Annotated in this window: 21 protein-coding genes and 1 pseudogene; 17 read left to right on the top strand and 5 right to left on the bottom strand. The window is 42.0% G+C overall.

The genetic code is table 11. The features are described from left to right. Window positions 1-2 precede the first annotated feature (2 nt). The 5 genes from OVA33_RS03345 (at window position 3) to OVA33_RS03325 (ending at window position 6,553) form a co-directional block, all read left to right on the top strand. Window positions 3-1,871, top strand: a complete 1,869-nt coding sequence (locus OVA33_RS03345) for a TnsD family Tn7-like transposition protein (protein WP_063636935.1) — start codon at window positions 3-5, stop codon at window positions 1,869-1,871. After that, a complete protein-coding gene (locus OVA33_RS03340) occupies window positions 1,852-3,384 on the top strand; it encodes a Tn7-like element transposition protein TnsE (protein WP_000043576.1) in 1,533 nt (510 codons plus the stop codon). Before OVA33_RS03345 ends, OVA33_RS03340 begins: the two co-directional genes overlap by 20 nt. Window positions 3,385-3,644: 260 nt before the next feature. Beyond that, window positions 3,645-4,778 (top strand): zinc-dependent alcohol dehydrogenase, encoded by a 1,134-nt coding sequence (locus tag OVA33_RS03335; RefSeq protein ID WP_000649059.1) that lies wholly within the window; start codon window positions 3,645-3,647, stop codon window positions 4,776-4,778. A gap of 83 nt (window positions 4,779-4,861) precedes the next feature. Continuing rightward, window positions 4,862-5,182, top strand: a complete 321-nt coding sequence (locus OVA33_RS03330; RefSeq protein WP_048407017.1) for a DUF4158 domain-containing protein — start codon at window positions 4,862-4,864, stop codon at window positions 5,180-5,182. Between the two features lie 390 nt (window positions 5,183-5,572). Further along, on the top strand, window positions 5,573-6,553 hold the full coding sequence (locus OVA33_RS03325; protein ID WP_001993829.1) for an SDR family oxidoreductase: 981 nt from the start codon (window positions 5,573-5,575) through the stop codon (window positions 6,551-6,553). Window positions 6,554-6,836: 283 nt separating this feature from the next. On the opposite strand, the pseudogene OVA33_RS03320 reads toward OVA33_RS03325, so the two are convergent. Then, a pseudogene (locus tag OVA33_RS03320) lies at window positions 6,837-7,208 on the bottom strand (glutathione-dependent formaldehyde dehydrogenase); the annotation flags it as partial. A 672-nt stretch (window positions 7,209-7,880) separates the two neighbouring features. Here OVA33_RS03320 and OVA33_RS03315 point away from each other — a divergent pair. Both OVA33_RS03315 and OVA33_RS03310 read left to right on the top strand, forming a co-directional pair. Then, on the top strand, window positions 7,881-8,753 hold the full coding sequence (locus tag OVA33_RS03315; protein ID WP_017419297.1) for an ABC transporter ATP-binding protein: 873 nt from the start codon (window positions 7,881-7,883) through the stop codon (window positions 8,751-8,753). Beyond that, entirely contained in the window at window positions 8,731-9,393 is a 663-nt protein-coding gene (locus OVA33_RS03310; protein WP_026092313.1) for an ABC-2 transporter permease, read from the top strand. The genes OVA33_RS03315 and OVA33_RS03310 overlap by 23 nt, the downstream gene beginning before the upstream one ends. Window positions 9,394-9,469: 76 nt before the next feature. Here OVA33_RS03310 and OVA33_RS03305 read toward each other — a convergent pair whose 3' ends face one another. Further along, window positions 9,470-10,351 carry a hypothetical protein gene (locus OVA33_RS03305; RefSeq protein ID WP_063636941.1) on the bottom strand — a complete coding sequence of 294 codons (882 nt, stop codon included), beginning with the start codon at window positions 10,349-10,351 and terminating at the stop codon, window positions 9,470-9,472. Window positions 10,352-10,486: 135 nt separating this feature from the next. On the opposite strand from OVA33_RS03305, the gene OVA33_RS03300 reads away from it, so the two are divergent. After that, on the top strand, window positions 10,487-11,653 hold the full coding sequence (locus OVA33_RS03300; RefSeq protein WP_017419300.1) for a DUF4885 family protein: 1,167 nt from the start codon (window positions 10,487-10,489) through the stop codon (window positions 11,651-11,653). 52 nt (window positions 11,654-11,705) lie between these two features. Here the strand turns inward: OVA33_RS03300 and OVA33_RS03295 are convergent, their stop codons facing one another. From OVA33_RS03295 to OVA33_RS03285, 3 genes are all read right to left on the bottom strand, one after another. After that, window positions 11,706-12,551 carry an aldo/keto reductase gene (locus OVA33_RS03295; protein WP_079891451.1) on the bottom strand — a complete coding sequence of 282 codons (846 nt, stop codon included), beginning with the start codon at window positions 12,549-12,551 and terminating at the stop codon, window positions 11,706-11,708. 110 nt (window positions 12,552-12,661) lie between these two features. Beyond that, window positions 12,662-13,354, bottom strand: a complete 693-nt coding sequence (locus tag OVA33_RS03290) for an LrgB family protein (RefSeq protein ID WP_063636933.1) — start codon at window positions 13,352-13,354, stop codon at window positions 12,662-12,664. After that, window positions 13,324-13,728: a CidA/LrgA family holin-like protein gene (locus tag OVA33_RS03285; RefSeq protein WP_063636932.1), complete on the bottom strand. Its 405-nt coding sequence runs from the start codon at window positions 13,726-13,728 to the stop codon at window positions 13,324-13,326. Before OVA33_RS03285 ends, OVA33_RS03290 begins: the two co-directional genes overlap by 31 nt. 194 nt (window positions 13,729-13,922) lie before the next feature. Here OVA33_RS03285 and OVA33_RS03280 point away from each other — a divergent pair, with 194 nt between their 5' ends. The 9 genes from OVA33_RS03280 to OVA33_RS03240 all read left to right on the top strand — a co-directional run bounded on the left by OVA33_RS03280 (window position 13,923) and on the right by OVA33_RS03240 (window position 22,366). Beyond that, window positions 13,923-14,354, top strand: coding sequence for a MarR family winged helix-turn-helix transcriptional regulator (locus OVA33_RS03280; protein ID WP_003156749.1), 432 nt, complete (start codon window positions 13,923-13,925; stop codon window positions 14,352-14,354). A gap of 425 nt (window positions 14,355-14,779) precedes the next feature. Beyond that, window positions 14,780-16,165: an amino acid permease gene (locus OVA33_RS03275; protein ID WP_003156747.1), complete on the top strand. Its 1,386-nt coding sequence runs from the start codon at window positions 14,780-14,782 to the stop codon at window positions 16,163-16,165. A gap of 92 nt (window positions 16,166-16,257) precedes the next feature. Then, window positions 16,258-16,971, top strand: coding sequence for a YjjG family noncanonical pyrimidine nucleotidase (locus OVA33_RS03270; protein WP_065180907.1), 714 nt, complete (start codon window positions 16,258-16,260; stop codon window positions 16,969-16,971). A 10-nt stretch (window positions 16,972-16,981) separates the two neighbouring features. Then, a complete protein-coding gene (locus OVA33_RS03265; protein WP_065180908.1) occupies window positions 16,982-18,112 on the top strand; it encodes a sensor histidine kinase in 1,131 nt (376 codons plus the stop codon). A gap of 4 nt (window positions 18,113-18,116) precedes the next feature. Then, window positions 18,117-18,761 carry a response regulator gene (locus OVA33_RS03260; RefSeq protein WP_053285458.1) on the top strand — a complete coding sequence of 215 codons (645 nt, stop codon included), beginning with the start codon at window positions 18,117-18,119 and terminating at the stop codon, window positions 18,759-18,761. A 141-nt stretch (window positions 18,762-18,902) separates the two neighbouring features. Then, window positions 18,903-19,838, top strand: a complete 936-nt coding sequence (locus OVA33_RS03255) for an ABC transporter ATP-binding protein (RefSeq protein WP_025650160.1) — start codon at window positions 18,903-18,905, stop codon at window positions 19,836-19,838. Between the two features lie 8 nt (window positions 19,839-19,846). After that, on the top strand, window positions 19,847-21,034 hold the full coding sequence (locus OVA33_RS03250) for an ABC transporter permease (protein ID WP_063636928.1): 1,188 nt from the start codon (window positions 19,847-19,849) through the stop codon (window positions 21,032-21,034). Continuing rightward, window positions 21,031-22,173, top strand: a complete 1,143-nt coding sequence (locus OVA33_RS03245; protein WP_025650162.1) for an ABC transporter permease — start codon at window positions 21,031-21,033, stop codon at window positions 22,171-22,173. Before OVA33_RS03250 ends, OVA33_RS03245 begins: the two co-directional genes overlap by 4 nt. 13 nt (window positions 22,174-22,186) lie before the next feature. Next, window positions 22,187-22,366: a hypothetical protein gene (locus tag OVA33_RS03240; protein WP_017419310.1), complete on the top strand. Its 180-nt coding sequence runs from the start codon at window positions 22,187-22,189 to the stop codon at window positions 22,364-22,366. Window positions 22,367-22,445: the final 79 nt, after the last annotated feature.

Below are 22,445 nucleotides of genomic sequence, written 5' to 3'. Positions count from 1 at the left end.
GCATGCTGCCATTCTTTACGGATCCATATCCAGATGAATTGATATATTCGGCGATTGCGCGATATCACTTTTACAGTGGAAATATTGATTACAAAGATACATTGGAAGAAGTGTTTCAAAGTCGTTCTGTAATACCGAGTGTAGAGATTGGTAGTCATTTTTCTATATTAGCTGAGCAATTAGGCTCCAACTATTCTGTTGAAAGCTTATTAGCTAAGCATACGATCTACCCTTACTATGCTTCGTTTCTTTCCAAGCAACGCCAGAAAGAACTTCTACAAGATGTTCAAGTAGATGGAAAAGGACTTTATACAAGACTTGGCATAGTTGCAGGAAGCATTTGCAGAAAGAATGGACTCTTTTATTGCCCAGAGTGTGCAACTAATGATATTGAGCAACATGGAGAACCCTATTTTCATCGTGAGCACCAGCTACAAGGGATTGATTTCTGTGCACATCATGAACTGAAATTAATGAAGTATCCTATCGATTTTTCAAAGCAAAGTCGAATTGAGTTTATTCGATTTGATAAAAAGCTATTGAACTTATCAATGATTCAAGAAGTTGAACTAAAAGAGTTTATAGCCATTCAAATTGCTTTAGCAAAGATGGCTTATCAACTGCTGCAAGTTCCAATACATCAATTTTCAAGAGAATCTATTAATCTTAAATATCGTGTTCTTTTACGGGAGCGTAATTTAATAACAACGTCTAATCGAATTCGGCAAAAGGAGCTATACAAAGCATTTCAATCAAAGTTCCCAAAAGGCTTTTTAGATGAGTACGAATCAGCAATCAATGTAAATGATGAATACAATTGGCTGAAGGTCATTATACGCAATCTAAAACGTCATGTACATCCTTTCCGTCATTTGCTTATTCTTTATTTCTTAGAACAAGATTTGGAGTCCTTTTTACAAATTGAAGCTGATACAGGTCCTTTCGGTAGTGGCCCATGGCCCTGTTTAAATAAAGCAGCTAATCATTATAAGGAATTTGTGATTCATGAAGTAAATGTTACAAGGGATTTTAAATCAAATGCACCCATTGGCACGTTTGAATGCTCTTGTGGCTTTATTTACGCTAGAAAGGGTCCTGATAGATTATCTGAAGATAAATATCGTATTGGACGTACAAAAGCGTATGGAGATGTCTGGAAGGCTAAATTACATGAATTAGCAGTTGATGGAACCTACAGTATAAGAGCATTAGCTAGAATGCTTGGCGTGGATTCGAAAACAGTTAAAGGACATCTTGCCTCAGTTGAGAAAATAGAGAAATTACCTGATAAAGTTTTTCCACCAATGTTACATATGTATCGAAAGCAATTATTAAAAGGAATGCAGCAATATCCAAGTTACTCGAGAACACAAATTCGTCAATGTTTACCGAAAGAATATATTTACTTATATCGAAATGATAAAGAATGGCTGTTTGAACAGTTACCTATAATTCAGGCGAAGGAAAAGCCAAAATCAATTGTCAATTGGGACGTACGTGATCGAGAATATCTTTCTAAAATTAAACAGCTTTACAAAGAATTAATTGAACTGGAAAAGCCCGTACGTATCACGATTTCGATAATTGGGAAACGTCTAGGAATCTTATCAAATTTGGAGAAACATCTTGATAAGCTGCCACAAACTGAAAAATATCTAAATAAAATTACGGAATCTATACAACAGTTTCAGATTCGACGATGCTGTAAAATTATTGATCGTATGTTGCTGGAGCAAGAACCAGTTTTATTATGGAAAGTACAGCGTATTGGCGCTGTTAAGTCACATCATTTTCACGAAATAAAACCGTATTTGGAAGAGTATTTACGAACAAAACAGGAAGTGAAAAGTTATGAGCAAACAACAGGTTAAGCTAGCTTGGCCTTTTGCTAAAGGTGAAAAAGCACAACTAATATGGATTGGTGAGCCATTTCGATATGATCATAAAATGATAATCAAAGCTTATTTTCGCTCACAAGGTCGTACAGAAGGTATATTAATGGATTGGGGTACATTACCATGCTTAGCAATCCAACATTATTATACTGATGGCATCATAACGGCTAGTCAAGTTTCTGAAAGTGTACAAGAAATCGATATGACTATTTATCCTAATAAAGTTAAATTTCACGAACGCCCTTGGTCTATTCAAGGAAGCAGTGATCCTGCAACTTCCCGTAGTTTCGTGTTCTCTTTTGATGGAAAGAATGTGATTTTACCAGTCATTGAAGTATTGCGTAGCATTTTAGCTCCGAACGGCTTCCTTTTATATCGCTTGTTTGAATCGAATTCATTTCCTCAGTTCTTCACAGAAACATATGAACCTAATAAAATCCATCTTAGCTTTTCATCACAATATGAATTGAAATACACAAAGACAACGTTCATTTATCAATTGGTGTGGTTGCTAACGAATCGAGACCTACGACAAGCCTATGAAAATATAGCATTTACTTGGTTGCAGGAAAAGACTTTGAAGTTCGAATGGAACTTTACACAACCGATTACAATAACAGCTCGTGTAAAGGAGAAGAATAACACGTGTACAGTATTACAAATTGTTAATGTGAAAAATAAAGATATTCCGTACCAACATATTTCGATTTCGCATCCAGAAATACAAAATCAAGAGAAATCCAATGAGGCAAAGAAATACACTTATCGTTTTCTAAATAGACAGGGTGATGAAGAGGGCTTTACATTAGATGAACAAGTAGATGGTTCTACAGAAGACTTTGATCTTGTACAAATGAATCAGTTGAAACATGAATATACATCGGTACCCAAAATCAAACGAATTAAAAGTAGTTCCTCAAAGCAGCGAACGAAAGAAGATGAAAATACTAAGAAATACTATGGCAGCAATGATTCAATTCGATCTACAGCAGACACTGGAGGTCAAAAACTAGCAAGAGGAATAGAACATCAAATGTTATCTGAAATTCAAGTACAAGGTGAATTGCAAGATTTCATTAATGTCCTTAGAATAATGGAGCAATATCCAGAAGTAAGTGCGATACGAGCATTTATAGATGTGTTACCAGAGGGAATTGGAGACCGCAGATTTACGAAATTGAGTGATAATATCACGAAACGACGTTATGTGATTGCAGAAGTATATATGATAAGTGGGAAGAAATTCAATATTATTGAAGTTGAGCGAGAAGATCGCTCTTTATCAATGCTAATTTTATCATCACTTGCAATAAATGATTGGAAATCGATTTATGATAGATTGTTAGTAAACCTTGTGAATGATAGTGGTACGTGGACAAGTAAGTCGCTGAAAAGTATTGAGGAGAGTAGGGTTACAGTGATGAAAGCTAAACACAGTTCTAAAGGGGTTAAGCATAAGGCTGAAATTCTATTAAATAAGTTAGAATAGCAGTGAAGATTTGAGTAAAGGAATAAATGAAATACCTCTTCCCTCAAAGAATAATCCAAATATTTCCCCGAATTAATTCACGCTATATACACTTACAATAACTAATTCGAGAGCTATCACCAATACTTCGTAATCAAAACGGTGCGACTTCTTTAACTTACATAAAACAATTACGCTAAGAGTGACTAAGTATATTATTTACTTTCTTTGTTAACAATAGTTAAGAGTGTTAACAGTATTAGAAATAGGAGGGTGCATTTATGAAGGCTGTAACTTATCAAGGACCAAATCATGTACAGGTTAATCAAGTAGAGGATGCAAAATTAGAAAAAAAAGACGATATTATAGTTAAGATTACTTCTACTGCTATTTGCGGATCTGATTTGCATTTATATCAAGGTAACATGCCATTACCCCCAGGATATATTATTGGCCACGAACCAATGGGTATTGTGGAAGAAGTTGGACCTGAAGTCACAAAAGTAAAAAAGGGAGACCGTGTTGTCGTTCCCTTTAATGTTTCATGTGGACATTGCTTTTATTGCCAACATGAAATGGAAAGCCAATGTGATAACTCAAACCCTCATTATGATTCTGGCGGATACTTTGGTTATACTGAGAAGTTCGGTAACCATCCGGGTGGTCAGGCTGAATATTTAAAAGTCCCTTTTGGAAACTTCACTCCCTTTGTTATCCCGGAGTCATGCGAATTGGAGGATGAGTCACTGCTCTTTTTATCGGATGTTCTGCCAACAGCTTATTGGAGTGTAAAAAATGCAGGTGTAAAATCAGGCGATACAGTTATTGTTCTTGGATGCGGACCTGTTGGGTTGATGGTACAAAAATTTGCCTGGATGGAAGGTGCAAAGCGTGTAATAGCAGTTGATTACTTGGATTACCGGATCAATCATGCGAAAAAGATGAACAATGTTGAGGTATTTGAGTTCACAAAATACCCTGATATGGGCGAACATTTAAAAGAGATCACACATGGTGGGGCAGATGTCGTCATCGATTGTGTAGGTATGGACGGAAAGAAATCACCCCTAGAGTTTCTGGAACAAAAATTCAAACTGCAGGGCGGAACCCTTGGACCTATTCAAATTTCTACTAAAGCTGTCCGAAAGTATGGGACAGTGCAAATGACTGGTGTTTACGGGGGTAACTATAATCTATTTCCATTAGGTGCATTTTGGATTAGAAATATTAATCTTAAAATGGGACAGGCTCCAGTCATTCATTTTATGCCAGAATTGTTTAAAAAAATAACAAATAACGAATTTGACCCAAGAGATATTATCACACACAAGATGTCCCTTGAAGAAGCAAGTCATGGTTATCGAATTTTTAATAATCGTGAGGATGAATGTATAAAAGTCGTTTTAAAACCGTAATCCTCTTCTCTTTCCAAAAAGACTTCATACTTTGTATAGAAGTCTTTTTATTCGACCATTTAGCCAAGAAGGTCAAAAAGTAATTGATAGATACAATGAATAAACTCGCATACAGTAAAGACGAACCTGCTGACCTAGTCAATGTAGCAATTGAAGAGCTAATACATCAAAAATATGAACTTCCCATCTACAATACTTTAAAAGATGCAGCCAATGATGTTCGAAAAAGGTCTTATCGTATGATTTATCATAACTTACTTAATGAAAATCAAAAAGAGAGCGTGAATCAACTTTTCGAGGTATCAGAAGGTTCTACAAACAGTCCATGGAATCAATTGAAAGAGGATGCAAAAAGAGTGACTTTATCACATTTAGAACTCTCGTTGCTCGCCGAGATTGGTTAATGGAAACTGAACATCTCTACAGAATTACTTCATGATATTAAGAATTTGTGGAACAACAAAACGTATTTTTTGTTATTCAGCAATAGGGTCAAATCGTATTATGTGGTTAGCCGGTTTTTTCTGGTTGACCTATTTTTTTAGGTGCTATTCTTGAGGTAGCCGGGATTAAAGAACTGTTAAGTAAAAATAAGTTGATCCGTTAAAGGGGTAGAATATTGAGTAAAGCTCCTTGTCCTAAAGGTCAGTTCAATAAAGAAAAAAGGTGTCTCTTTTGAGGAAGAATAAGCTTCTGTGTTGAAAGTAAACCACTTTTTTCAAACTTTTTTAATTTATTTGTAGTGAACAACATAAACATTCTATAGAAGAAAATTATTTCTATAGGAGGTTTCCATGGATCAAAAGGATCAAAGTCGTCAATTAGACCAAATAAAGCAAATGCAACAAATGTTTAAAGCGAACATGAAAACTCAACCTTATCCCATGTACCCTAACTATGGGAAAATCACACGTTACGAAGAAATTCCGATAAGTTTACCTGAACAGCGCCAGCTGCGCCATCCCGGAGTGGAAAAATTTATGGTACCCCTTCCAATTATCGAAAACCCGAACTATAAAGGGAGTGAAAAGTTAACAGGAAAAGTAGCACTTATTACAGGGGGGGACAGTGGTATTGGTGCAGCAGTAGCAATTGCGTTTGCTAAAGAAGGCGCAGATGTTGCTATTTCATACTTAGATGAACATGAGGATGCAAATAGAACAAAAACGAGGATTGAACAACTCGGACAACGTTGTTTTCTAATGCCTGGGGACTTGCGAGACAAACAACAGTGTATCTCCATTGTAGAACAAACAGTAAATACGTTTGGACGTCTCGATATTCTTTGTAACCACGTTGGTATCCAATTCCAACAACTAAGTCTGCTTGACATTACAGATGAGCAATTCGATGACACCTTCAAAGTTAATATATACTCTCATTTTTACACAACAAGGGCAGCGCTTCCTCATTTAAAACCAGGCAGCTCAATCATTGGCACTTCTTCAGTGGTGACGTATGTAGGTGAGCAGCAAATGATTGATTATACGGCCACAAAAGGCGCAATAGTTGGTTGGACACGTGCCTTGGCTAAAAATGTCGTGAAACAAGGGATCCGAGTCAATGCCGTCGCCCCCGGCCGAATTTGGACCCCACTTATTTCAGCAAGTTTCTCGTCAGACCAAGTCGCTGTATATGGAGCATTTAATCCAATGGAACGAGTTGCCCATCCATTTGAACTCGCACCAACCTTTGTCTATCTTGCTTCTGATGATTCTCGTTTTGTTACTGGTCAAGTTCTTCATGTTGATGGGGGAGAATCCACACATTCCTAATGGAAGGGGGTTACCATTTTGAGATATGAATTTAATCCAGAAGTAAAGCTATTGCTAGTAAACCATTCAAATGAAAAAGTAAGGATGGTCTATATGGAGGATTCCTGGCCCATGCCAAAAATAGGACTGAGACCACCATATTATTGCTACCCAAGTTACGAGCTGAATTATCCAATAATCTAAATAATAACAGACAAAAAGACTTCTATACACAGTGTGGAAGTCCATTCAACATTTCGCTTAGGGTTCGCAATTATGCTAACTTTCAAATCATCCATTTAAACTAATAGGATAACGGTTTTAAAACGACTTTTATACAGTCGTCCTCACGATTATTAAACATTTGATAACCATGACTTGCTTATCCAAGGGCCACTTTGTATGTGGGTCAAACTCGTTATTCGTTATTTTTTCAAAAAATTCAGGCATAAAATGTATGACTGATGCCAGTCCCATTCTCAGATTGATATTCCTAACTCAACCCAATGGAAACACATTATAGTTGCCCCCATAAACATCTATTAATTGGACCGTTCCATATTTTTGCACAGCTTTTGTAGAAATTTGAATAGGTCCAAGGGTTCCACCTTGGCAACTTTAATTTTTGTTCAAGAATCTCCAAAGATGATTTATTCCCGTCAATACCTACACAATTGTGGATTTGAAATAAAGTCGTACCGTTTATAAAAAAGATGTACCGTTTTAAAGAAAGTTATACCGTTTACAAAAAAGTTGCACCGTTTTATTCCTTTTCGATTAAAGGATTCTATGTGAGTTTTAATTAAACTTTTTTATAAAAAGGAATGTTCATTCAAAAAGAAAAGAACCCATTTTGATCAATCTTTTTTCAAAATGGATTCTTTTCTTTTACCGTAAAATATGGATTTGTCGAACGTTTTTGATCAAACTTTATTTTAAAGTTACAATTAGCCAGAGGGGTTTTTTAATGCGGAAATGAGAAATACATACTCTTTGCGATTGTAAAGAAATCCCCTTTTATATATTGAAAAGGAATAACACCTGCTTTATAATACGAGATGCATTCCGGTTAACATCCATAAATGTAATCATTAGTAAATCATTTTTGTGTATGTCTCATCGAAAAGTAATCACCTCCAGTAATTTTCATCATGAATATCCATTATATAAATGTAATCAATCGATTACACTTCCAAATTATGATTAAAAAAGACTTTAAAATCCCTTTTGTATTTGTCGGCTCCTGATCCATTATGAATACCTAGACTAGATATGAAAATAACAACATTTTGCAATACTCCGGTTCAATTCTTAAAAAAGTCCTGACAACAATGATAGGAGTGGAATGATGTCAAATCTTTTAGAAATCAGAAACATCAGCAAATCTTTTGGTCATAAAGCTGTTTTAAAGGATGTTACATTCAATGTGCCTGCCGGATCAATTGTCGGTTTTATCGGTGATAACGGCGCAGGCAAATCAACAACATTTAAAACGATATTAGGGTTAATCTCTCAAGATAGAGGAAAAGTGAAAATCTTTGGTGAGGAGAATCTGGATAAACATATAAAGTTTAAAGAAGATATTGGGGTCGTATTTGATGCGATGAATCTGCCCGCGCACCTTACGATAAAGCAGCTGAACCATGTATTTAAGAAACTATTCGACGCTTGGGACCAAGACCATTTTTACCGGTTGGTTCATTCTTTCTCTTTACCTATGGACAAAAAAGTGAATACATTCTCGCGCGGCATGTCAATGAAGTTATCTGTAGCTGTTGCTTTGTCGCATAATGCAAAATTATTACTCCTGGATGAAGCAACGGGAGGGCTTGATCCTTCTTCAAGAGATGATCTGTTAAATGAATTAAAAAGCTTTGTGAGTAAAAGCAACGGCGGTATTTTACTTTCATCGCACATTATGACTGATGTCGAGAAGATAGCCAGCCATATCATTATGATGAAAGATGGCGAAATTTTATTAAATGAAGAGAAAGATAAGGTTCTTGAAAGCTATACCGTTATAGATGTTGATGAAGGCCAATTGGCTGAGCTTGACGAAGATATCGTTCTAGCAAAAAGGAATCATGGATCTTATTGGAGTGTGCTTGTATCGGATCAACAGAAGTTGCCGAATGGCGTAACGGCCAACACCATTTCCATAGAAGAAATCAGCGTCTTTTTAACGAGGAGTGAAAACATTGAGAGGTCTGTTACTGACTAACTATTACTTGGTTTATCGGAGTTTCTTTGCATACACAGGGTTGGCCATATTGGTATCAGCAGTCATTTTTTATTTTGGGGATGCTTCAATGCATCGTTTTGTTGCTATGCTGATTATATTGTTTGTCGTTATGCCCGCACTTGAGGTTATAAAGTATGAGAGCAAGTCTGGCTATGACAGGTATGTCCTGACTTTACCGGTCAGCAGAACAAATATTGTTCAAAGTCACTATTTCTTTTATCTTTTGATTGTTGTGATCGGAGCTGTAATATCTTATGGTATTTTCGTTGTATACAGCCTGGGTTCTGATGAACCAATTGACGGCATATTTAATATTGTCTCTTTTGGAACGTTCATCGTTCTCTTTGCCGGTGCAATCGTTTATCCTCTTCTCTACATGATAGGCCCGGAAAAATCCGATGCTATCGTGATTGGAGGGGCAATGGGGGGACTTTTTGCTACCTTTGGATTGCAAAGTGTCGTTGGGTATGTAGCAGAACAAGTACCGCTGTCATTTTTGCACATAAATCCTTCTTTATATGTTCCGATTATATATCTCATGATCGGCGTTATCTTATATATCATTTCATTTTTCATTGCCGCAGCTATCTATCATAAAAAAGAATTTACAACAGGATAAGGCAAGGAACGGGCTCATAAATTCACTTAAACTTTAAGCAGACAGCCGCCCGCACAATGGGCGGCAGTTCTTCTCATTAATACTGTGATGTCACATCATACTCATAATCAATCTTCAATTTTACATTTTTCATAGTCGATCTAGCTGTTGCGAGTGTGTTGTATTTAAAATTCCAGATGCTTGAGACTGAGAGGTTATCTTCCAGTGTGATATCGTAATTTCCTTGAGTGGAGCTGTTTGCGAGTGCGCGGTGCCACACTTTATTTTCTTCTGACATTATGCAGTGTCTTGTGTTTCCTTGACTTGGTATTTGAGTCGCGGCGGTGCCGATTCTTTTCACTATGGCGTCTTTTGGAATGCTTGTCTGTTTGGTTAAGTCGAGCCTGAGAACGGTTGAATCTGATCCGTTCGGACTGAGGCTTGTATTTCCTTTATTTTCAGCTGCGCCGCTGAATGCGAAGGTCTCGCTTCCAGCTTTGATTCGATCGTAAATGGAGAGTGTAAAGTATATATCATCAGTGTATGAGCCGCGGGACACTTTCACGTAGAACATCTCGTTATTCTCTTTCGCATCTGTAATGGCATAGATAAAAGGAAGCGGCGTATCAGGGTTTATCACTTCTGTGCCTTTACTGACCAGCACTTTATTTTTATTATAAATTTCAATGCTCATTCCCTTGTATTCACTTCTTGTTGAGCTCCTGACATAGAGTCTTTCTCCCTTATTTGCCGTGAAAGTGAAGTACGATTCTTTTTCCCCTTCCGGCAATATGGCTGTATCAATATTTTTATATTTCCAGTAGCCTACCGGATTGGCAGTTTCAAATGAGTGATTTCCTGTAATAGCGCTTATTTGTGATGAGTTCTTTTGAGACGCAGAGGCAGAGGCTGAAGGTGCAAACAATACGCCTGATAATACGATTGCACTGACAAATAGTATAGATATATACTTTTTCATGGAAAAATCCCCCTTTTTGACTACATCATACATAAAAAACCCCCATAATGTAAACATTTGTTATTTTAGGTTAAAATCAACTGGAAAACAGCCGATACAAACACTAGAACATTATCTCAAGCGGAGGTTAAAAACATGCGCCTAAACGCTCGTTATATAAAAAATCAAATAATGGCTCAGCAAGCGCTTCAGCGGTATTCTTCCAAAACAAATGTGAAAGATGCGGCAAAAGGGCCGGACAGCTTATTGATTCAGGCAAGCGGCACCCGCGATCTCAGCCAGGTGAATTATTCAAGGAGCGGTGTCACTGAGAAAGGGAGCAGTCTGTCCCGTTTATATCAATCCGCAAATCAGAAAACGATTACGGATAATGGGAATGAGACGGTAATAGACGCTAATAATCGGTATGAGTCTGAGAGTGATATTGCGAGCAAGATTCTTGATGAGAAATACAGCCGTATCAATGAAATCAATAAACGAAAACCAGATCCTTTGCATTATATTAAGGACAAATACCAGCGTGCCGATTCACCTTATTTCAGAAGTGATTTATCAGAATCGGAGCGTCAGGCTGCTTATCATAATGAAACGGAATGGCTGTTTAAGGGGAGAGCCCAGAGCTATGATTTCCGTGATGCGGCGTTTCGGGGTGAAACGCTCAACGGAGAGATTCAAGGAGAAAATGAAAAGGTGTTTCAGAGAGGGCAGGTCAATCAGCAAATCGGTGTGCTTTTTCATCGGAATCATATTCAGATTCCGGAGGGTGCGAATCTTACATTTACGATATCACCGATTGATTATCTGTTAAAAGTGAGCGGGATTGACGATAAAGAGCTCACTCAGCAGATTGAAGCCGTCTTAAACTCCGGGGAAAACAGCAAAGAGCTGTTTGCGCACATCATTCGCAGCCGGAGTGATGACTCCTCGCAGTTTACGCCGGAAACATATGAGAAATATCAAGTCGTTCGGGAAATGTATGAGGTGACCGGCTATCATCTGAAAGACTTGCAGATCGTGGACGGAAAGTACGTCACAGAAGACGGCCGTGACCTTTTAGACGTCTATAAGGAAGCGCTGCAGCACGATCCTTTGCTGAAACATACGGCGGCAGAAGCGGCCGCCCATTACGGACAGGCGCTCACGAAGCTTGCGAGAACGGGTTATGACGCCATTCCTGATTTGGTGCTGTCCATTGAGTATAAAAACGGATCTCTGCGTGATGCCGGTCAAAGCAGGCAATACGGATCTGGGGATACAGATTGGCTTTCTGAATGGAAACGGGAGCTGGGTGTGCGTATATAAAATGAGAAAAAAGCTGACGAATGATGCCGTCAGCTTTTCTTTATGTGTTTTCTTAAAACTCCTCATACTCCGCCGGGTCTTGGCCGTTTATGCGTCCGTCGGGGCGGGTAAGCGAGTCGATGATGTTCATGTCGTTTTCATCAAGGGAGAAATCAAAAACGGAGATGTTTTCAAGCTGGCGCTCGGGCGATGCTGATTTTGGAATCGGGATGGCGCCCAGCTGGATATGCCAGCGCAAAATGACTTGAGAAATGGTTTTGCCGTATTTGTCCGCAATCTGTCCGAGTTTTTGATCGTTTAATACTTCGCCGGCGCGGGATAACGGGCTCCATGATTCTGTCACGATGCCCTGTTCTTCGTGCCATTGGCGCTGCTGCTGCTGATTAAAAGCGGGATGCAGTTCAATTTGGTTGATGCCTGGCTTTACGCCGGTTTCACGTTCGAGCCGTTCGATATGCTCAGGCAGGAAATTACAGACGCCGATGGAGCGGATCAGGCCCCATTTTTTCGCATCAATCAGTGCCTGCCATGCTTCCAGATAGCGGTCTTGTTTCGGATTCGGCCAATGGACGAGATACAGGTCATAGTAGTCCAGACCGGCGCGGTATAAAGATTCTTGGATGGTTTGTACAGCTTTGTCATAGTCATGGTAGCGCCCGGGCAGCTTGGACGTCACGTATAGCTGTTCTCTCGGAACAGAGCTTCTGCGGATGGCTTCTCCGACCGTCCCTTCATTTTCATAGTTATAAGCGGTATCAATCAGACGGTAGCCGATATCAATGGCGCTGGTAATGGCATGAACGCCATTGTTTCCATTAAGAGCGTATGTACCGAAGCCGATCGCGGGAATGCTTGTCCCATCCAGCAGTTTCTTTTGCGGAATTGTCCCAGTCATCATTAAATCCCTCCTTGTTTTCTACTTTACCATTATTCTTACAAATGAAACATAATAATGGAAGGAAATGAGATGATCCGCACATGAAAAAAGCTGACGGAGAACCGCCGGCTTTAAATTTGAAACATCCATGCTACGACAGGGCCGAAGACCGACCCTAACACGGCGCAGAGCGTCATGGAAACAGAACTCATGGAGACCGTTAATTCTCCGTACTCCATTGCTTTTGAGGTGCCGAGCGCATGGGAGGCGCTCCCGAATGCAATTCCCTTCCCGAGTGAGCTGCGGATGCGGATCCACTTGAGAAGCAGCGGTCCTAAGATAACGCCGGAAAACCCTGCGATCATGACGAACACGACTGTCATGGAAGGGACACCGCCGATACCGGACGCAATCTGTATGGCGACAGGCGTCGTAATTGATTTTGGGATAATTGACAAAATCAAACTCCGGCTGATGCCGAACAGCTCTGCAAATAGCAGGCCGCTGACCATTCCGGAGAATAAACCGGCCAACACGCCGCCGATGATCGGAAACATATACTTGATTAACACCCGGCGCTGCTTATAAAGCGGGTATGCCAAAGCCACCACGGCGGGGCCGAGCAGTGAATTGATCCATTGTCCGCCGATCATATAGTCTTTATACGGAATATGAAAAACAAGCAGCACGGCGATAATGAAAATCGTAGTCGTCAAAACCGGTATGAGAAAGGGATATGGAAAGCGCACATATAATCTCACCATAGCCAGATAGGCGGCGGCCGTGAACAAAATTATAACGATTGCGATACATGCTTGCTGCACTTCTTTTTCTCCTTTCTCTGATTGGCTTTGTGCTCTAACAGCTGGCTGGCGTACCCTGCGGCGATCATTGTGACGATGGTGCTCAGCACGATGATCAGAAACAGAGCAGCCCCGCTGGCGGAAAACAGTGACGGGTAATTGATGACGCCCGTCATGGCCGGAATGAATAACAGCGGAAGAAAAGACAGCAAAAATCCGGCTCCGTCTTCAATCATTTTGACGGGAATGACCTTAACCGATAAACATATGATCAGCAGGATCAAACCGATGATGCTGCCGGGAATGGGCAGGTGAAAGAACTGCTGAACGGCTCCCCCGATAAAGGAAAATGCGAATAAAATAATGATTTGCAAGATGATGCGTATGACTTTCACAACGATGCTGTTCTTTGGAGAAGAGCAGCTTCCCCCTTTCTTGATGTTTCTATAAGTTTCTTTACTTTTGGCACATATATTTGTACTATACAAATATATGTATGCAAAATATTTCTATATGTTTTCTGAGTAAATGTGCATATGTTTGTATTATACAACTAATGTTGCTGTTGTCAATGTAAGGAGTGAGGCGTTTGTCAAAACAAGATCCGATTGAATTAATTGAATATGAGCTCACCACTTTTATCAGGAGAGCTGTTTATCTTGATAACTCCGACCGTAAAATCGGACATCTGGAAAGGGCTGCGTATTTGTTACTACGGCAGCTGGATGAATTCGGGCCTGCGCGTGTGAAGGAATTGGCCGAATCATTTAAGCTGGATATTTCTACATTGTCACGCCAGGCAGCGGCCTTGGAGTCGAAAGAGCTGATCCAGCGTTTTTCTGATCCTTCTGACGGGCGGGTCAGTCTGTTTGCGATTACGAAGCTTGGCAAACAGAGGTTAAAAGCTGATAAAAAGATGCGCCTTGAGCGGTATCATCGTATGCTTGACGATTGGTCCGGCGATGAAAAAGAAATGTTCGGCCGGCTTTTGCTGCGGCTGAATGAGGCATTTATCGATTAATGCATGATTTTTGCCGGGTTAAGCAGGATTATGGCGTATACAAGGGAGAATGGAACAGAGTAAGGTTTTACGCCATTCTGCTTAGCAAAAATAATATTGAATAGGGGGCGGAAAACGTTTCTCCTGGGAAATAATGTTTCTCGGAGGCTGCGGCATTTATTATCTCAATATTCATAATTCAATGAAAATGAAAGCGCTTTATTTTTACTCCGGTGGTCCAGAGTGTAAGGTGTTTGCCTGAAAAAAACAATTGTATTTTCCACGAAAATTTATTATGATGGAATAAGGAAATTGGAGATTATATAACGATAGGAAGATAGAATATTTCTAATATTGCGGGAAATGAAGATTGAGTTAGGTTCAACAGGTGCACCTTCTGCTTCATTATTTCACATATATCAGAGCTGTTAAGAGGAGGAAGCGAAGTGGCAAACAAAGAATTAAAGAGAGGCTTAGGCGCGCGTCATATACAGATGATTGCGCTGGGCGGCACGATCGGTGTCGGTTTATTCATGGGGTCATCCAGCACGATCGGATGGACCGGGCCGTCTGTCCTGCTGGCTTATGCGATCTCGGGTATCTTTATCTTTTTTATCATGCGTGCGATGGGCGAAATGCTCTATGTAGAGCCGAGTACAGGGTCGTTTGCGACATTCGGCCATAAGTATATACATCCGTTAGCCGGCTATATGACGGCGTGGAGCAACTGGTTTCAATGGGTGATCGTCGGGATGTCTGAAATTATCGCCGTCGGTTCGTATATGAAATATTGGTTTCCTGATCTGCCGGCATGGATTCCCGGCATTATCGCCATGGCCATTCTCGGTGCGGCGAATTTAATTTCGGTAAAATCTTTCGGTGAGTTTGAATTTTGGTTTGCCATGATCAAAATCGTCACCATTATTCTGATGATTGTGGCCGGAATCGGGATTATTTTCTTCGGTTTCGGTAACGGAGGGCATGCGATCGGATTATCTAATTTATGGTCGCACGGCGGTTTCTTTACAAATGGTTTTTCAGGATTTTTCTTTGCTTTGTCTTTGGTTGTTGCGGCCTATCAAGGGGTCGAGCTGATCGGAATTACGGCAGGGGAAGCGAAGGACCCGCAAAAAACGCTGCGAAGCGCGATTCAGAGCATTATCTGGCGGATTTTGATTTTCTACATCGGTGCGATTTTCGTAATCGTTACCGTATATCCGTGGAATGAGCTTCACTCACTCGGCAGTCCGTTTGTTTCGACATTTGCGAAAGTCGGGATTACGGCGGCGGCCGGTTTGATTAACTTTGTTGTGATTACCGCTGCGATGTCCGGATGCAACAGCGGGATATTCAGTGCGGGACGTATGCTTTATACGTTAGGCGTGAACGGACAGGCGCCGAAATTCTTTAAGAAAGTTTCTTCGAGCGGTGTGCCGATATTCGGTACGCTTGCGGTATTAATCGGACTTGTGATCGGTGTCGTGCTGAACTACATCGCGCCTCCGAAAATTTTTGTTTATGTGTACAGCGCGAGTGTGCTGCCGGGAATGATTCCGTGGTTCGTCATTTTGATCAGCCATCTCGGTTTCAGAAGAGCGAAAGGCGCTGAGCTTGATAAGCATCCGTTTAAAATGCCTTTTGCGCCGTTTACAAACTATTTGACGATCGCTTTCTTACTCATGGTATTGATCGGCATGTGGTTTAACAAAGATACGCGGATTTCTTTGGTTGTCGGGGTGATTTTCCTGGCGATTGTGACGGTCAGCTATTATGCGTTCGGTATCGGCAAGCGCATGCCTGGTGAAAAATCGAAAATAGAAGACGCTGTATAATTCAAAAAGACACCTCTCTTACAGGGGTGTCTTTTTCGGCTTGTCCGCGAGTGGTATACTGGTTAAAAAAAGCAGAACCGGGGGAAACATCGATGAGTCATTACCGTACGTTATTATTTGATATAGACAATACGCTGCTGGATTTTACCGCTTCAGAAACCGATGCTCTTCAAAAATTGTTTCAAGGTTCAAAGCTGGAGCTGACGGCAGAGGTGGAAGCCCGTTATAAAGCGTTAAATCAAGGGCTGTGGAAGGCGTTTGAAGAGGGGGAAATGACCCGCGATGAAGTGGTGAATACACGGTTTGCCCTTTTGTTTAAAGAATACGGCCTCGAAGCCGACGGCGTGCTGATGAATCAGGCGTACCGCCAATACTTAGAAGAAGGGCACCAGATGATAGACGGAGCTTATGAGCTGATTGAACGGCTGAGTCCTTTATTTGATTTATACATCGTGACGAACGGCGTCTCAAGATCACAATATAAGCGGCTGGGCGACTCCGGTCTGTATCCGTTTTTTAAAGATGTGTTTGTATCTGAGGACACGGGTTTTCAAAAGCCGATGAAGGAATACTTTGATTATGTATTTGCGAGAATTCCCGGTTTTTCTGCCGGGCACGGTCTTATTATCGGCGATTCATTGAGCGCGGACATAAAAGGCGGTCAGATGGCGGGAATGGATACGTGCTGGTTTAATCCCGGAAAGAAAGCAAATGAGTCCGGGATCATCCCGACGCATGAAATTCATTCGCTTGATGAGCTGTATGATGTGCTGAACGTGGAGCGAAAAGCCGCCGCTCATCTGTAAGGAGAATACGATGAAGATTGCACATACGAAGTTACTGATCAGGGGTTGTGCATTACTATCAATCTTTCATGCGATTCTTCAGCTTCCTCCCGGCCGGGGGGAGCTGAAGGTTTTTTTGTCTGTGCTCGTGATGATGCTGACGGCTAATGACTGCCTGCGGCCGCTATATATGAAGAGAAGGCCGGCTGTATATCAAGGCTCTTTTCTCCTGAGCAACGTTATCGCGGGAGTTCTTTTGTACAATGTCTATAGTGTGGGGACACAGGCCGTAATGGTGCTTTTATTGGCGGAGGTGCTTATTACTGATCAGCAGATTCCGGCTGTTTTGTTAACGGTGAATGCCGCCGCATTTGCCGCAGCTTTATACGCCGGAGGAGCGGGTGTCAGTGATATCGTGCCGCCATACTTCATCATGTTTGCGGTGATTTATTTATATCGGAAAAACCTGCAGGAGAAGTCGAAGGTTGAATTGCTGAACCGAGAGCTGAAGATCGCTAATGATACACTGAAGGAATATTCAGACCGGATTGAGGAACTGGCCGTTACGAAAGAAAGAACAAGAATTGCGCAGGAGCTGCATGATTCTCTCGGTCATTATCTGGCTGCTCTGAAAATGAATTTGGAATTTGCCGGGAAGACAGCCGGGCATCAGCCGGACAAAGTGAAGCAGATCATTCATAAGGCGCATGATCTTACGAAAGAATCCATTTTAAAGCTTCGCCAGGCCGTTATGCTGCTGCAGGGCTCTTTGCCGGGGCGGGGATTTGAGCAAGAGCTTCGTGACATTTTCAGCCATTTTCAAGAGGCGGGAGGCATACGCTTCGAGCTGGAGATAGATGCGGCCATAGAAGCGGAACAGCCGGATGTGAAGCATTGTCTTTATCAATCCGTTCAGGAAACGATTACGAATGCGATAAAGCATGGACATGCTTCATATGTTTCTGTCCGGATTCAAAAAAACCGAAACATGATATTGGCGCATATTCATAATAACGGCTCAGCCTGCGGAACGATCATAAAATCAAATGGTCTGAAAGGAATTGAGAAAAGAGCCGCCGCACTTGGCGGAGAGGCTGTTTTCTCGTCTGGGAAGGAAACAGGTTTTGACGTGAAAATAAGGATTCCATGCAAGGAGGAATAATCAAGTGAATGTCATGATTGCAGACGACCAGTCCATTGTGAGAGAGGGGCTGAAAATGATTCTGAGTCTTCACGAAGGAATTCAAATATCGGGAGAGGCTTCTTGCGGCGAAGAGGTTCTCCGGCTGCTTTCTCAAACCGAAACTGATGTGATTTTGATGGATATCAGAATGCCCGGTATGGACGGAATCGAAACGACAAAAGCGGTAAAAGCGCGATATCCGTCCGTAAAAGTCATCATTCTGACAACGTTTGAAGATGATCACTATATTTTTGCCGGGCTGAAAAGCGGAGCCGACGGCTATCTCTTGAAGGATGCTGATTCAGATGAAATTATCGCCTCCCTTCAAGCCGTTTATGAAGGGAAGATGATGCTGAATCCCAAAATCACGGTTTCCGTCGTAAAAGCGCTGAACAATATGGAGATCCCTGCGGTGCAGGAAGAGCCGCAGTCAAAGCTGACGGAGATTCTCACGCCGAGAGAGCTTGATGTGGCGAAACACATTATGGAAGGCAAAAGCAATAAACGCATTGCCGCAGACTTATTTCTGACTGAAGGCACTGTGAAAAACTATGTATCCAGAATCCTCGATAAACTTGAAGTGTCAAACAGAACCGAGCTTACTTTATATTTGCAAAAATTGGTATAACCCCGCTTCACCCTCCTCTCTCCCTTTTTATCACTAAACATATGACGAAAGTAATATCCATATCGAGTACGAAAGTGAATAGAAAACAAGGATTGCCGAGAGTAGAATAAGTGCAGACATGACACAAGGAGTGCTGCACGAATGCTCGAATTAACGGATTTGACAAAGAAGTACGGCGATTTTACCGCTGTCAATCATATATCACTGCGCGTCGAAAAAGGAGAGATATTCGGTCTGCTGGGACCAAACGGCGCCGGTAAATCAACAACGGTGTCGATGATCAGCACCGTGCTCCCGCCGACGGGCGGAACAATCTGCATTGACGGAACCTCATTACAGGAGCAGCCTGCGGCCATAAAAAAAGTGATGGGAGTCGTCCCGCAGGAAATCGCTTTATATCAAGCGTTAAGCGCAAAGGATAATTTGGCTTTTTTCGGGAGTCTGTACGGACTGTCCGGTAGGGAACTTTGTAAACGGGTTGATGAAGTGCTGGACATCATCGAATTACAGGAACAGCGAAATCAAAGGATATCTGAGTTTTCAGGCGGCATGAAAAGACGGGTGAATATCGGAGCCGCGCTAATGAATGAACCGAAACTATTCATTTTAGATGAACCGACCGTCGGAATTGATCCGCAATCCAGACATCATATTCTTGAAACCGTGAAGACGTTAAATCAAGAAAAAGGGATGACCGTCATCTACACGAGTCATTACATGGAAGAGGTCGAATACCTCTGTGAAAGAGCGGCGATCATGGATCACGGCTCAATCATTGCCTGCGGGACGAAAGACGAATTGAAGCAGTCAGCCAAAGCCTCTGATACCCTGATCGTGAATGCAGAGGGGCTGAATGATGATGCCGTTAAAAAAATCCGCCGCATTCCCGGTGTTGCCGAGGCTGCTGTCAGCCAGCAGACCATTACGATGCTCGTCTCTGCGGCAGATCGCAATATCCTTGATATTGCGGATGATATCAGGAAGACCGGTATCACCATTAAGGGCATTCATTTCGAGGAAGCCAATCTGGAAAGTATTTTCCTCCGGCTCACCGGCAAAACGCTGCGGGATTCATAGGGGGCGTCATGAAAATATTATTCAGGCTGATCTTATTAGATTTTCGGTTATTGGCCGGAGCAAAGTCTTTCTATATAAAACTGATTCTGTTTCCGGCACTGATGATTTTTATTTTAGGAACGGTTTTTCACGGCGATTCGAAAGTGAAGCCATTTCAGACCGCGTTTTATAATGCGGATCACGCGGAGAGTTCTTTGGGCGACGTATTAAAGAATGACGTGCTGAAACAAACTGATCTCATCCGTGTAAAAGACATAGGCAGTTACCAAGAAGGGAAACAGCTTGTCGAAAGCGGCAAAGTCTCCGTTTTTGTATACGTGCCGAAAGGCTTTGCAAAAGCGGCAGAACATAATGAGAAAACAAGTATCAAAGTCATCTCGGACCAACAAGGCTCTGTAAACGGAGACATTGTGGAAATGATGGCTGATTCGTTTGTTACCAGAGTAAAAACGGAGATCAGTGAAGAAAAAGCGGTGCTGAAGAAGTCGGGACATCTGTCAAAGGGAGAAGTCAGCAAAATCATCAGCGGCCTTTCGGGTGAACGTGAACAGGCTGTCACCATTCCGAAACAGTCGGCCGGCAATCACGCGGCCCCGATTGATGCGATGCAGTATTATTCAATCGCAATGGTCGTCATGTTCTCCATTATGACCGCGTTTGCGCTCATTCACGGGATAGTGGAAGAGAGACAGCAGCACACGTTATTCAGAATCAAATCAATGCCTGTTTTACGTATCCAGTATGTGGCGGGTAAGCTTTGGGGAATCATGCTTGCCATCCTTATGCAAATGGCTGCCGTCATCATCGCAAGCAGTATCTTGTATCAGGTAAAATGGGGCAATTTGTTTGAAATATTGCTGGTTACGATTGTTTATTCATTTGCGATCGGCAGTATCGTGCTTCTTTGGGGGGTTGCTGCAAAAAACCACGAGACCGTCTCAAGCATGGCGGCTCCCATTTTATACGGATTCAGTTTTTTAGGCGGAAGCTTTATCGCAAAAGACGGCTTGCCTGACAGTTTGAAAATCGTGCAGGAGCTGATACCGAACGGCAAAGCGATCAACAGCTATGTCAGTGTCACGCAGCATGCCGGTCTGAGCGGTATTCTGGCGGATTTGGCAGAGCTTGCCGCCACCGGCGCCGTGTTTTTATGTTTGACCATCTGGGTGTTTAAACGGAAGGAGGCTGTTTCATGACGCAGCTGTTATTCATGATCAGACATCAGCTGAAACTGATGCTGCAAAATCGCGCTGCCATCTTTGCGACGATTTCCGCCCCGCTCCTTCTCACATATTTCTTTTCCTTTTCTGCGGATGGCAGTCAGCAGAAGGAAGTATATGTAGCTGATGAGGATCAGAGCGCCTATTCAGCGCAATTTATGAAAATGATTCAGACAGCCGGCCATATAAAAGTCACGAAGGTCACGGAGGACGTATTAAAAACAAAGGTTAATCATCAGGATATTTCCTTCGGATTGCTGATCGGCTCTCATTTTGAAGAAAAATTATTTTCCGGAGATGAATTGAACGTTTCATTTATTCAGAATGAAGAAAAGGGTGATGCTGTTTTGACAGAGCAGCTGATTGCGCAGCAGGCGGGCGCGCTGAAAAAAATAGTCCGCGATGCAAAAGTGATATCCCGCACGCTGCACACCGACGGGAAGCAGGCGGCAGCTGATCTCTTGAAGGATATTCAGGGTCATTCCGCCGTCAATGTTGACCGCCATCACGTTTATGAAGGCGGACAGGCAGCCGACAGACTTATCGGATTTTTAGTGATGTTTATCTGGTTCGTTGCAGTCCAAAGCCTGCGATCATTTATAGATGAACAAGAAAATCATACATATGACAGATTGCTGAGCACGCCCGTTTCCTATACGGCATATGCAATCTCTAAGTTTGCGGCGGCGTATCTTTTCGGACTTCTCCATATTATCGTGATCCTCGCTGCCGGAACATTCATGCTGCATATCCGTTTTGCTGATCATGTTTTTGCTGCGGGAGCGGTGCTTGCGGCCTGCTCGTTTGCGCTGACTGCTGTAACGATGGCCGTGATACCGTTCATGAAGAGCCAAAAGCAATTCACGTCGCTTGCTTCCGTTTTTATAGCTGTCACGGGTTTATTGGGAGGGGCTTTCTTCACTTTAGACGCGGCTCCGGAGTACATGCGGATGCTGTCGTTGTTTACTCCTGAAAAATGGGCGATCGGCTCATTTCAAAACAATGGCGGAGGCAGCATGCAGATCGTGCCGCTGAGCCTGTTTCTTGCTGCCGGTGCAGCGTCATTAGTCTTATCACTTTATATGATAAACCGTCATATGAAAAAAAACGGTTAGAAGGGTGGCTGCTTTGTATATGGCAGAAATAATCGGAATCATAGAATTGCTCGCGGGAGCCGCAATGAACGTATGGATCGGGAGGCTCGGAAAAACCTTTTTCGGTAAAGATGACAGAAGTTCGAGAGTCGTGTTAAGAATCTGCGGCATCTTTCTCATGATCAACGGCGTTTCAAGAGCGTTTCATATCTAGTTCACAAAGTGTTCCGGACTCTTTTATAAAATGTAATCTTTTTCCTTGTAAATCGTGTAAAATAGTATAGGATTCTACG

The sequence above is a fragment of the Bacillus sp. KICET-1 genome (assembly GCF_027721405.1).
GTDB classification, from domain to species: Bacteria; Bacillota; Bacilli; order Bacillales; family Bacillaceae; genus Bacillus; species Bacillus velezensis.
Note: the sequence above shows the minus strand (reverse complement) of the source record. Positions and strands in the feature narration are given on the sequence as shown.

Excerpts from the sequence above, each read along its gene's own strand:
- OVA33_RS03345 (WP_063636935.1), top strand. The coding sequence starts at position 3 with ATGCTGCCATTCTTTACGGATCCATATCCAGATGAATTGATATATTCG.
- OVA33_RS03335 (WP_000649059.1), top strand. The coding sequence starts at position 3,645 with ATGAAGGCTGTAACTTATCAAGGACCAAATCATGTACAGGTTAATCAA.
- OVA33_RS03340 (WP_000043576.1), top strand. The coding sequence starts at position 1,852 with ATGAGCAAACAACAGGTTAAGCTAGCTTGGCCTTTTGCTAAAGGTGAA.
- OVA33_RS03265 (WP_065180908.1), top strand. The coding sequence starts at position 16,982 with ATGAAGATTGCACATACGAAGTTACTGATCAGGGGTTGTGCATTACTA.
- OVA33_RS03255 (WP_025650160.1), top strand. The coding sequence starts at position 18,903 with ATGCTCGAATTAACGGATTTGACAAAGAAGTACGGCGATTTTACCGCT.
- OVA33_RS03325 (WP_001993829.1), top strand. The coding sequence starts at position 5,573 with ATGGATCAAAAGGATCAAAGTCGTCAATTAGACCAAATAAAGCAAATG.
- OVA33_RS03305 (WP_063636941.1), bottom strand. The coding sequence starts at position 10,351 with ATGAAAAAGTATATATCTATACTATTTGTCAGTGCAATCGTATTATCA.
- OVA33_RS03300 (WP_017419300.1), top strand. The coding sequence starts at position 10,487 with ATGCGCCTAAACGCTCGTTATATAAAAAATCAAATAATGGCTCAGCAA.
- OVA33_RS03245 (WP_025650162.1), top strand. The coding sequence starts at position 21,031 with ATGACGCAGCTGTTATTCATGATCAGACATCAGCTGAAACTGATGCTG.
- OVA33_RS03270 (WP_065180907.1), top strand. The coding sequence starts at position 16,258 with ATGAGTCATTACCGTACGTTATTATTTGATATAGACAATACGCTGCTG.
- OVA33_RS03295 (WP_079891451.1), bottom strand. The coding sequence starts at position 12,551 with ATGATGACTGGGACAATTCCGCAAAAGAAACTGCTGGATGGGACAAGC.
- OVA33_RS03315 (WP_017419297.1), top strand. The coding sequence starts at position 7,881 with ATGTCAAATCTTTTAGAAATCAGAAACATCAGCAAATCTTTTGGTCAT.
- OVA33_RS03250 (WP_063636928.1), top strand. The coding sequence starts at position 19,847 with ATGAAAATATTATTCAGGCTGATCTTATTAGATTTTCGGTTATTGGCC.